Here is an 11,692-nt window from a genome sequence, read left to right as displayed (position 1 = left end):
TGAGGTCCCTCCTTTATCTCTTTTTGCTTATTTTTGGATCAAAAGTATCACGCAGTTTATCCCCCATAATGTTTACAGAGAGAACCAAAAGAGTAATCGCTAAGCCAGGAAAAGTACATATCCACCATCCTACCGTCAAATAACCGCGTCCCTGTGAAAGTAGTGCTCCCCAATCAGGTATTTCTTTAATTACTCCCAGTCCAAGAAAACTTAACCCTGCCCCTATTAAAATAGAGGATCCAAGACCAATTGTTGCCATGACTAACAGAGGGGACCAGGAATTTGGAAGCAGGTGCCAGAGAAAAATTTTCCACTCAGGTGTACCAATTGAGCGCGAGGCATCTACATACTGGCGTTTTTTTATCGATATCATCTGCCCTCTCATGACACGTGCATATCCTGGAATGGATGCCGCAGCAACCGCTAAGACAATATTAAATAAACCGGGTCCCAGTGCAGCAGCAATCGCTAATGCAAGAAGAACCGCAGGAATTGTCATCAAAATCTCAATAAACCGCATAAATACGACATCAATGAAGCCACCAAAATAACCGGCTGCGGAACCTATTATTCCGCCAATTAATCCTCCAATGAGAACGGAAGCGATCCCAATTATAAGCGAGTCCCTGCTTCCATATATGACAAGACTTAAAACGTCTCTCCCAAAATAATCTGTTCCGAACCAATGTGCCGAACTTGGTGCACTTAAAGTATGGGCTGTATCCATAAAGGTTGGCGAATAGGGCGCAAGCCATTTTGGAAATAAGGTGCAGGTAATAATGAAGATTACAATTATACCTGCACCATATATAAAGAAGTTTGATACCGAGACATTTGTGTTTATTCTTGCAAACTTCCATTTTGGAACCTGCAGCACCGTTTTGGAATTAACCACTTCCTTCATTATAGTTTCCTCCCGCTTATCATTTTTCTGTTACCATTTAGTTAGCCCTGCGTACCCTTGGGTCAATGATCGAATAAGATAGATCTACTAATAGATTGATAATCACAAATACAATTGCACTAAAGAAGACAACACCTTGTATTACAGGCAGGTCTTTGGCCATAATGGCATCCGCCACAATTCGGCCGATTCCCTGTCTTGAAAATACCGTTTCTATCACCACTGTACCTGCCATAAGCTCCCCAATATTTAGACCAATGATGGTAATCGCAGGAATAAGGGCGTTGCGAAGAGCATGTCGATACATAACTGCACGTTCAGAAAGACCTTTAGCCCTTAATGTAACAATGAAAGGTTCATTAATCACTTCCAGCATACTAGTACGCACCATTCGAATGATTAATCCTGCACCGACAAAACCGAGGGAAAGTGATGGAAGGACAATTGTTTTCCAGCCATCTGAACCCATCGCAGGAAACCAGTTCAGGAATACTGAAAAAATTAATATAAGTAAAATCCCTGACCAAAATGTAGGCATCGATATCCCAAATAAACCAATCAAACGTGCGATAAAATCGATCCATTTATTACGGTAAATCGCTGATAATACACCGAAAAACACACCAATTATAATCGAAACTAAAGCGCTGGCCAGTGTTAGCGCAAGCGTTGCAGGAAAGTGTTCTAAAATTTTTGGAAGAACCTGATCCCTGTTGACTAACGATTGACCAAAGTCCCCATGAAGGACACTCATAAAATAATCTAAGAATTGCACATAAAACGGTTGATCAAGCCCCAATTCCTTGCGTAAATTTTCTACCATTTCAGGAGTAGCTACAGAGGGATCAAGCATGGATAGCACTGGATCCCCCGGAAGCAAATAAATGATGCAAAAGACAAGGACTAAGGAGCCAAAAATGGATACAAGTGCCGTCAATATCTTTAAAAGGATCTTGTTCACTATAGCCACAATCTATCAGCCCCTTTTCTCTTTATTGTTCAATATTGACATCATTGAACAATGGATATCCTAATGAGTCGAATGTAATGCCATTTACGGTTTTAGACGCTGCCACTGTGTATGGAAAAACATAAATGGGAATGATCCAAGCATCTTTTATAATTTTTTGCTGTACTTTTTTATAAGTTTCTTCACGTTTTGCAGGATTGAGCTCTATAGTTCCTTGCTCGAGCCACTGATCCAGTTCTGGATCTGAACCTCCAGTTAAGCCTTTAAAAACAGCTTCCTCTTCATGTGTGCGTGTATGGTATATGGCACTAAGTGCATTGGGATCGGAATTAACTTGGCTGTTTCCATACAAGTCGTAATCTGCGTTTTTATAGATAACTGTTGCAACATCTTTCGTAATATTAATCTCTACTTTAATTCCAATCTTTTTTAACTGCTGCTGAACTATGACAGCAATATCATTTCTTTTCTCACGATTAGGCGTTCCATCTACATATTTCAATGTAAACGGCTTTCCATCTTTTACCCGGATTCCATCCGAACCTTTTTTATACCCTAGTTCGTCGAGGATTTGGTTGGCTTTTTTAATATTTGCCTTCGTCTCACCTTCAAGGGATTTATCGTAGCCTAAAATGCCCGGTGTGATTGGTGACCATGACCTTTCATATGTTCCTAAATACAATGTCTTAACAATCGAATCAACATCAACGGCAAGTTGAACCGCTTGACGGACCTTCACATCATTCCATGGTGGTTTTCTTTGATTGAAAAAGAGTGTGTATGGCAGGCCAATAGTATTTACCTTAAGTAATTGAGTTTTCGAATCATTCTTTAGCGATGCGATATTTTGCGGCGGGACAGTTTCAGCCGCTAGCACTTGCCCGCTTTGGACACTGCCGATACGGGTTGCCTCCTCTGGAATGATTTTAAATGTAATTTTATCTAAATAAGGTGCTTCCTTATTTTCTACATTAGCGGGACCCCAGCGATAATCCTTATTTTTTTCAACTACAATGTCTGCGTTTTCTGACCAACTGACAAATTTATAGGGCCCGGTTCCTACAGGGTTTTTACTAAATTGATCACCATACTTCTCTGCAGCTGTTGGGGAAACAATCCCAAGCATGGCCTGGCTTAAATTACTTAAAAACGAGGCTGAAGGTGTTGCTAGATTAATTTTGATGGTGTAATCATCAATCACTTCTGACGATTGGTAGGGTTTCAAAAGAGCGACGGCATTTTTTGCTTGGGTTTTTGGATCCAGTATTCTGTCAAAACTATACTTTACCGCTGCGGCATTAAAGGGGGTTCCATCCTGGAACTTAACGTCACTACGCAGCTTAAATGTATAGCTTTTTCCATCATCTGAAACAGTCCATTCCGTTGCAAGCCACGGTTTTATTGTGTTATCAGGCGCTTGAACTACCAAACTATCAAAGATTGTTCTGAAAGCACGAACTGCCACCGCTAACCCGCTTCGAGCGGGGTCAAGCGAATCCGGAGAAGTTGCAAGGGCATAAGTTAATTCTCCTCCTGACTTTGGCTGTGATGCGTCCTCTTTGTTTGTTTCTTGCGAACTACTATTTTTCGTACTAGAACTACTTGCACAGCCTGACACAAGAAGGACAAATACTAAAAGAATGGCTACTAATTTTGTCTGATTAACTTGTTTCATTGCAAACGCCTCCTATCCATTTTTCACTGTAGATTGTGCATAACGATTAACCGGGTATGGGAGTCCAAGATTTCCCCTCAATGTGTCAGATTCATATTCTGTTCGAAATAATCCACGTTCTTGAAGAATCGGCACAACATAATCAATAAATCCATTTAAATTGCTTGGGAGATTGAAGTGAACAATAAATCCATCCGCCCCATAGCCTTCGAACCATTCTTGGATAAGATCAGCTACTCTTTCTGGCGTTCCAATAAAAGGTGTTCTTGGTGTCGCCGCCCTTAGCGCTACCTGCCTTAGTGTTAAGTTTTGTTCTTTCGCCTCCTTTTTGATAAGATCCGTTCCACTTTTAAAGCTGTTTGATCCTAAATCCCCGATTTCTGGAAATGGTTCATCAAGTGGATACTGTGAAAAATCATGATGTTCAAAAAAGCGTCCTAAATAGTTCAAAGCCTGGTCAATCGATACTAAATTAGCAATCTCTTGATATTTCTGTTCAGCTTCTTCCTCTGTTTTTCCAACAATCGGCTCGATACCTGGCAAAATAAGAATGTGTTCAGGATTCCTGCCATATGCAGCCGTCCTCCGTTTCACATCTTGATAGAATTTTTGGGCTGCTTCTAATGTAGCCTGACCTGTGAAAATGGCATCGGCATATTTGGCAGCAAGGTTTTTCCCATCTTCAGAGGAACCTGCTTGGAAGATGATCGGGCGGCCTTGCTTCGATCTGGCTATATTTAATGGCCCTTGTACAGAGAAAAACTCCCCTTTGTGATTTAATTGATGTAATTTTTCAGGATCAAAGAATACCCCTGATTCCTTATCTCGAATAAATGCATCATCTTCCCATGAATCCCATAATCCTTTGGCTACATCTAGATATTCAGAGGCAATTCGATATCTTTTTGAATGATCAGGATGCTCCTCGATTGTTTTGCTAAAGTTTAGTGCCGTTTTCTCTAATGGAGACGTAACTACATTCCAACCGGCACGGCCATGACTTATATGATCTAGTGATGAAAATTGTCTTGCGACAGTAAACGGTTCACTATAGGAAGTTGATACGGTTCCTGCAAGGCCAATTCGTTTCGTTACGGCTGCAAGTGCCGATAGAATTGTGAGCGGTTCAAACCGATTTAGGAAATGAGGCAATGATTTTTCGTTAATATGCAAACCATCTGCAATAAAGACAAAATCGAATTTAGCCTTTTCTGACTTTTGTGCTTGTTCCTTATAAAAATCAAAATTCACACTCGCATCCGTTAATATCTCTGGATGTCTCCATGCGGCAATATTTCCTCCGACGCCATGAATGATCGTTCCAAATTTTAATTGCCTTTTAGCTGACATTTTTAATTTCCTCCTTCATTGTCTTTTATTCCTATGTGAATAGTGTGTTTTAATGTTGTATAACGGCCCTATTTATTGATTTAAATACTTTGTTATAATTTCCTAGCTTGTTTCGCATGTTTTAAATGAATCTACTTTATTTTTGGGCGTATTCCTTATTTGGTGTCTGCTTGATATCCTCTTCTGTTTGGTATAACGGGCTTAAAAGCTGAAAGGATCGAATTCTTTCTTCATCTTTTTCAATCGGTGTATGTAAAATAAATTCATCCACCTGATAGTTTCTGTGAAGCTGGTCTAACTTTTCTTTCACCAAAGCAGGGGTTCCTATAATAATATCGGCTTCTTGCTCCGTGATTTCATATGGTTCACCAGCCTGGCTTCCGAACACTTCTGCTTGTTCAAGAGATTGTAATGTCACCGATCTTCCGCTTTGCAGATGGACTTTTACAATTTTTCTATTGCCTACGAGCTCTTCTGCTTCAGCATGGGTAGGAGCGGCAATAACCGCCAGTGAAATGATGAATTTTCCGCTAGGAAAACCTTGCCGATATGCAATTGCCGAATCTCGAAGGATTCTATCATCACTATTGATAAATTTGGCAAAAACGAATGAGATTCCTAGACTTGCAGCAAGTTCTGCACTATTTACACTTGCACCAAGCAGAAAAATTTCAGGTTTTTCATGGGGAATGGGAGTTGCTTGGATTCCTGCAAGCGGGTGATCATCTTCGACTGAATTTTCAATTGTTTTTTGCAATAACGAAATCTTTTCACTAAAGTCATGCCCATTATTGACTGTCCCAAATTGTAAGGCTTTGGTTGATAATGGAAGCCCGCCTGGTGCTTTTCCTATGCCTAGGTCAACTCTTCCCGGAGCAAGTGTCGCTAAGACATGAAAGTTTTCTGCAACTTTATATGGACTATAATGCTGCAGCATTACACCTCCTGAGCCAACTCGAATAGTGTTTGTTCGTGCCAATAGGTATGAAATCAATACTTCCGGTGAGGAACCTGCCACTTGGTCTGAATGATGATGCTCTGATACCCAAAAACGTGAATAGCCCCATTCTTCCGCTTTTTGCGCCAAGCGTACGGTTTTCTGTAATGCATGAGAAGCGGTGGTTCCAGGAAATACTGGGCTCTGATCTAAAATACTCAGTTGATAACTCATTTATTTTCGCCTCCGTTTTTATTCCGATATCACCAATTGAAAAAGTATGTTTTATTTTAATTGTTTTTTATCCTATCACTGAAAATACTGAACTGGCAATACTTTTACTGATAGGAAAAAATAGATTATTGATAAAAAAATTCTATCAAAAAACTATTGTTTGTTTTTTCTCTCTACAGTGGTATTACCTTTCCACCTTGAGCATCATCTTTCAGAAATTCATTCAGTCTTTTTGTTAGACCGCCATGGCCAAAGCGAATAAATTTATGTTTATTTGGCTCGTGTATCTCATCTTTGACAAAATCTAAAAACGCCAAGAGCTGAATTCTTCGGCAATATATATTGTCAATTCCATATTCATAAAACCATTGATCAATCGTATTATATATCCCTCGATTGACTCCGTACTGTTGGTTACACCAAATAAAAAACTGCAAATCCGGCAAGTTGAGATACTTACAGGCTGCTAAGGAACTTACATTCTTTGTAAATGTTCTGACTGAATTTTTACTATGAGGTTTCATAAACGTCATCCTCCTAATATACATATAGCCAATAATACAAACCCGAATAGTCGGAATTATAACTTTGCTATTCCCTGCTGTAGAGTTCGTGGGCTGTTTTATTTAATTGAGATTAATCCTATCACCCAGAAGATGGTAATGGCAATATGTTAACTGATAGAAAAAATCAATCAACAAATAGGAATAATTAATCACATATGATGCTTTGCTTTTCAAATTCTTTAACAGAAAAAAGAATTTCATTCCATAGCTGTTTATTTTCATAACTATTATTTAAGTAAGCCGCATAAATATGCTGATTTAAATGAATAAAATGTGAAACATCGATTTCGATAAGATCACCCTGCTCCAACTCTTTTTTAACGCATAAGTAAGGTAAAAATCCTATGCCATTTTTGCTTAGTATGATCGATTTTGCCACTTCAAGATGGTCCACTAAAAATTCTATATTGGGTTTTACATTGGCCACTTCAAATAATTTGTGAATCCGATTCCAGTCAAAAGCACCACACTCGAAAAATACCATCGGTTCCAAAGCCAATTGCTGGACAGTAATATTTTTTTGAGAATGAAATGAGTGATCCGGATAAACTACTAATCTGACGGAATTATTTAAGAGCTCATGCTTTTGAATTCCATGATGAGATACCTCCTTTAAAAAAGCGATATCGACCTGTTTCTGAAGAAGTTTTTCCAGCAATACTTCGTTTGGCGCTGAGATAAATTTAAATCGCAACTCGGGATGGGAGCTTTTCAAGAAAGGAAGGGCAAACGGAATAAAGTATTGTGAGGTAATAATATTTGCCCCTATCACAATTTCCTCTGGATTATCTTCTTTTTTCAATAGTTTCTTTCCTTGATTGTAGGTTTTTATGATTTGCTCTGCATATGGAATAAAGGCTTTCCCTTCTTCCGATAATGTCAAGCTTCTCCCCTTTCGTAAAAATAATTCAATTCCTAAATCCCGTTCCAGTGTTTTAATTCTCGCAGTAACGGTTGGCTGAGATAAATAAAGAGCTTCTGCTGCTTTATGGATACTTTCCAAATGAACCACATACATAAACGCTTCTAGATGATCGATATTCAATTCTTCCAACCCCTTTCCGATTTAATTAATTACCGTTGCCAATAAAAAAAGCTCCAAAACACACGAATGTGTTAAGGAGCCTTTGGACGACCAATCGGCAGAATTCATTTTTTAAAAGTTTCCTAAATTTTACTCCAATTAATCCAATGTGTAAAGTAAGATTTAAATAATTTTCTACTAAGTCAACCGATTAAGTTGGAACATATTGTTCATTAAAAAAATAAGTTTTCTGTAATATTATAGACTTAATAACTACAAAACTATTTCTTATGAATTAAATCTATAAATCTTGGGGGAAGTTTTATGCTTAAGAAGGTTATCTCAACTTTATTAACGTGCACATTCATCCTTGCTGGTAACTTTCCTTTTTCCATTATTGATTTGGATGAGGTCGAAGCTTCTTCCTATAACAATTTAGCCCAGCGCCCATTTATGGGCTGGAGCAGCTGGAGTTCAATTCGCAAGAAGCCGACAGAGGAAAACATTAAAGCGGCTGCTGATATTATGGCATCAAGATTTATGTCACACGGATACGAATATGTCAATCTTGATGATTATTATCAGCTGAATTGGACCACTACCGTAGATGAGTATGGGAGATGGGTTGTTGACCCTGAGAAGTTTCCAAATGGTATGAAAGCTGTTGGGGACTATATCCACAAAAAAGGATTGAAGTTTGGTCTTTATGTAACCCTTGGTATTCCTAAAGGGGCGATTGACCAAAACACTCCGATTGAAGGAACCCCCTACCATGCAAAAGATATTGTGGACTTGAGCAAAGGTCAAAAAGTTAGCTTTAATTTCGACAATATGTATGCGATTGATTACTCAAAACCAGGGGCTCAGGAATATATCGATTCTTGGGCGAGGCTGTTTGCTTCCTATGGAGTAGATTACCTTAAAATTGACGGAGTTCGTAACCAGGACATTCCTGATATTGAGGCATGGGCAAAAGCTTTGAAGAAAACAGGAAGACCGATTCATGTTGAGTTATCCAATAACTTGGATATCAAACATATATCCACCTGGCAGCAGTTATCCAATGGCTGGCGGACTGACCACGATGTGGAGGCCTACGGCACACCTACTCACACCAATTGGAAAAAGGTGTCAAGGAGATTTAGTGATGTCGCAAACTGGCAGCCTCATGCTGGATCAGGCGGTTGGAATGACTTGGATTCATTAAATGTGGCTAATGGAAGTAAGGATGGTCTAACGGAAGAAGAAAAACGTTCATATGTATCTTTATGGGCAATTGCCGCATCCCATTTCGTTATAGGAAGCGACCTGACAAAACTAGATGACTATGGAATCAGCCTGCTAACGAATGATGAAATTATTGGTGTCAACCAAAGTGGAGTACCAGGGAAACGCTTATATAAAACATCTAATTCTCAAGTATTCTATCAAACTCTGCCGGATGGTTCGTACAATATTGGGCTCTTTAATATTGGCAAATCTACTCAAAGTGTAGCTGTTAATTGGTCAGATTTGGATATTGAAGGACCAGCTTTGGTTCATGATATTTGGAGCCATCAAGATTTAGGAGAAATGGACTCTGGATTCACAGCTAGTCTTTCCAGTCATGATTCCCGTATGATTCATGTAGTTCCGGCGTCATCCCATTCTGTTTCGCCAAAAAGCGGGGAAATGGATGTAGACCCATCCTATGTTTCGTTGAACTGGGATGCCCAATCAATGGCAGACAGCTACCATGTACTCGTAGCTGCTGATCCTATTTTTAAAAACATCGTATCTGATCGAACCATATCTTCGCCCTCTATCGTTTTAGCTGACTTGGAGACGGATACACGCTACTACTGGAAAATATCTTCCGTTTCGGATGGAGCTGAAAAACAGATTGGCATCTATTCCTTTCATACAAAAATGACAACAGCACCTGATTCACCGGACTGGGTTTTAGCCAATAGGAAAAATAAAGATTCTGTTTCACTTTCCTGGAATCCCACATTTGGTACGGGTTCTTATACAGTCTATCGAAAGGAAATTAATCGTTTTGGACTCAGCAGCAGTTACAAGCCAATCGCATCGAATCTAACTAATCCGAACTATATCGATAAGGCAGCCCCACGTATAAAGGGCACCTATTACTCGTATTTTGTTACGGCAAAAAATGACGTGGGTACTAGCGAAAAGTCTCCCGCAGCTCAGACCGATAAACCATCATTTACATCTCAGCTTACAATTCTAATAGTTTTAATTATGGTGATCCTTTTGACAGTACTTGGAATTGCTACTAAGAAATATAAATTAATTGGCCAAAGGCTATTTAGAAGACCGAAAAAGTTTGGTCAAGAAGAAGTATGGGACTAGCAAACGAGGTTTGACTGCAATAAAAAAGAGTTCGGACCATTGTCTCGAACTCTTTTTTATAAAACTAATACATACTGGATATGATTGGGCGAAATGGCTGTGACGGCATGAATATGATATCCAATACTGAGTAACTGAGATAAGGTTTCAGAACAATTGGATCTTGGAGGCTCTGTCGGTGCATGAAAGCTTTTAAAAAGGCCAATAAATTGATTATCTGCAGTGCAATGCAGCAATATGACATGTTTACCAGTCCACGCCTGACCTATTATAGATTGGGGGTGGGAAACTCTATAGTTCATCAACAAAAACATCCTCACAGTTTGATAAACTATTTTATGAAAATATCCTTGTCCATAGTTCTGAAAAAACATTGAAAGTTATTACTGTTTTTTCCATTTATAATCGGTTTGGCTATGACCAAAATATCTATTGCATAGATCGTTTAATTGTTTCTTATATTCCACAACTTGGGCATTATTGCTGCCAAATTGTTTTTGGGCTTCTTTCATTTTTCCTCGTATTGCTTCGATTTCTGGAGGGCTTTACGTTCCTTATTCATTTTCAAGGCAGCTTGTAGAGGTAATAAGTTCCAATTTTAGATTTTTCTATAGTCACTTTTGGGTGATTCAATAATAATTCGTGTGTTTAACTCATTAGCCAATAGCATAATAAAGTCTTTACTAAGATTTAACTTAATAGCAGAATTAAATGCTTCTTGCAATTGTTCAGTGCTTAGGATTTGCATACGTGTCTCACTCCACTTTACTCAAATACCTTCTTTCAATTAAGAATATGAAAAAGAAATACTAAGTTGTAAAATGTCATCAGCAATTCAAATGCAAAAAAGCAGCGTTCCACGTAATAAAGCTGCTTTTTTTGTCAGATTAGATTGTGTTTTTCTTCAGATTTGTACTTTATTTACTTGGAGCAACAAGTATACGCACGCTATCTTCCAATCGATGAGCAATATTTTGATGTGCTTTTCTTGCTTGTTTTAAATAGTTGTCTGTGACAGCTTCCCAAGCATTCCGAGCTTCATTTGTATATTCCAAGAATGCCTCGCTATTTTGTTCAAAAATCTTTTCTGATCTTTCCATTAAATCAAAGGCTGTGTTAAATGGAGTTAAATAAAGCTCCTCTAATTTACTAGCTGCTTCACTTACTTGACCTTTTAAAGATTCAGTCACTTCTTGAGTAGATTCATTTGTTTTAATAATAGAATTTTTGAATAAGCCATTACGCAAATCGCTATTAAGTTTTGTCGCTTGCTCAAAGAGACCCTTTAAAGTTTTGCGGTATATTCCATTGAAATTTGTTGTTTCTTTAATAGCTTTTAAGTAAAGTTCTTGACGTTGTGCTCTATATTCTCTAGTACGAGATACTGCACCTTCAAATTGATTCCAAAATGTTTCAATAAATGACTCTGTAAAATAACTTGTTTCTTTTTCCTGCTCTACGTTTTGAATCTCAACTGTTGCAGCCTCAACTTTTGGGACCTCTACTTTTTTAACTTCCTTTTTTACAACTTCTTCTTTTTGAATCACCTTTTGGGCCACCTTAATTCCTCCTCATTTTCTCTGTTAATTTCTCTATTTTTCCTCCTTATGAAACGGAGGTATGTAGAGTTCAAGAATACTAGGTCACAACTATGATTTACAAAATCACTATATATGT

At 38.4% G+C, this 11,692-nt stretch carries 10 protein-coding genes; 1 reads left to right on the top strand and 9 read right to left on the bottom strand.

Annotated elements, in window-relative coordinates:
* Positions 1-13 precede the first annotated feature (13 nt).
* From ACIFOT_RS03415 to ACIFOT_RS03385, 7 genes are all read right to left on the bottom strand, one after another.
* Entirely contained in the window at positions 14-904 is an 891-nt protein-coding gene (locus tag ACIFOT_RS03415) for an ABC transporter permease (RefSeq protein ID WP_430061659.1), read from the bottom strand.
* Between the two features lie 37 nt (positions 905-941).
* Positions 942-1,868 (bottom strand): ABC transporter permease, encoded by a 927-nt coding sequence (locus tag ACIFOT_RS03410; RefSeq protein ID WP_430061719.1) that lies wholly within the window; start codon positions 1,866-1,868, stop codon positions 942-944.
* 28 nt (positions 1,869-1,896) lie between these two features.
* A complete protein-coding gene (locus ACIFOT_RS03405; RefSeq protein ID WP_430061657.1) occupies positions 1,897-3,549 on the bottom strand; it encodes an ABC transporter substrate-binding protein in 1,653 nt (550 codons plus the stop codon).
* A gap of 12 nt (positions 3,550-3,561) precedes the next feature.
* The gene (locus ACIFOT_RS03400) at positions 3,562-4,899 is read right to left on the bottom strand and encodes an LLM class flavin-dependent oxidoreductase (RefSeq protein WP_430061655.1); all 1,338 of its coding nucleotides are present in this window, start codon (positions 4,897-4,899) and stop codon (positions 3,562-3,564) included.
* A 136-nt stretch (positions 4,900-5,035) separates the two neighbouring features.
* Complete coding sequence (locus tag ACIFOT_RS03395) at positions 5,036-6,070, bottom strand: LLM class flavin-dependent oxidoreductase (protein WP_430061654.1); 1,035 nt, start codon at positions 6,068-6,070, stop codon at positions 5,036-5,038.
* A 173-nt stretch (positions 6,071-6,243) separates the two neighbouring features.
* A complete protein-coding gene (locus ACIFOT_RS03390) occupies positions 6,244-6,594 on the bottom strand; it encodes a hypothetical protein (protein ID WP_430061652.1) in 351 nt (116 codons plus the stop codon).
* Between the two features lie 187 nt (positions 6,595-6,781).
* Positions 6,782-7,681: a LysR family transcriptional regulator gene (locus ACIFOT_RS03385; protein ID WP_430061650.1), complete on the bottom strand. Its 900-nt coding sequence runs from the start codon at positions 7,679-7,681 to the stop codon at positions 6,782-6,784.
* A gap of 303 nt (positions 7,682-7,984) precedes the next feature.
* On the opposite strand from ACIFOT_RS03385, the gene ACIFOT_RS03380 reads away from it, so the two are divergent.
* Positions 7,985-10,015, top strand: a complete 2,031-nt coding sequence (locus tag ACIFOT_RS03380) for an alpha-galactosidase (protein ID WP_430061649.1) — start codon at positions 7,985-7,987, stop codon at positions 10,013-10,015.
* Positions 10,016-10,613: 598 nt separating this feature from the next.
* Here ACIFOT_RS03380 and sda read toward each other — a convergent pair.
* On the bottom strand, positions 10,614-10,763 hold the full coding sequence (gene sda, locus ACIFOT_RS03375; RefSeq protein ID WP_430061647.1) for a sporulation histidine kinase inhibitor Sda: 150 nt from the start codon (positions 10,761-10,763) through the stop codon (positions 10,614-10,616).
* Between the two features lie 169 nt (positions 10,764-10,932).
* The gene (locus ACIFOT_RS03370; RefSeq protein ID WP_430061646.1) at positions 10,933-11,574 is read right to left on the bottom strand and encodes a hypothetical protein; all 642 of its coding nucleotides are present in this window, start codon (positions 11,572-11,574) and stop codon (positions 10,933-10,935) included.
* Positions 11,575-11,692: the final 118 nt, after the last annotated feature.

This window comes from Neobacillus sp. NRS-1170 (assembly GCF_050468025.1).
Note: the sequence above shows the minus strand (reverse complement) of the source record. Positions and strands in the feature narration are given on the sequence as shown.

Excerpts from the sequence above, each read along its gene's own strand:
- ACIFOT_RS03415 (WP_430061659.1), bottom strand. The coding sequence starts at position 904 with ATGAAGGAAGTGGTTAATTCCAAAACGGTGCTGCAGGTTCCAAAATGG.
- ACIFOT_RS03405 (WP_430061657.1), bottom strand. The coding sequence starts at position 3,549 with ATGAAACAAGTTAATCAGACAAAATTAGTAGCCATTCTTTTAGTATTT.
- ACIFOT_RS03400 (WP_430061655.1), bottom strand. The coding sequence starts at position 4,899 with ATGTCAGCTAAAAGGCAATTAAAATTTGGAACGATCATTCATGGCGTC.
- ACIFOT_RS03395 (WP_430061654.1), bottom strand. The coding sequence starts at position 6,070 with ATGAGTTATCAACTGAGTATTTTAGATCAGAGCCCAGTATTTCCTGGA.
- ACIFOT_RS03390 (WP_430061652.1), bottom strand. The coding sequence starts at position 6,594 with ATGAAACCTCATAGTAAAAATTCAGTCAGAACATTTACAAAGAATGTA.
- ACIFOT_RS03380 (WP_430061649.1), top strand. The coding sequence starts at position 7,985 with ATGCTTAAGAAGGTTATCTCAACTTTATTAACGTGCACATTCATCCTT.
- sda (WP_430061647.1), bottom strand. The coding sequence starts at position 10,763 with ATGCAAATCCTAAGCACTGAACAATTGCAAGAAGCATTTAATTCTGCT.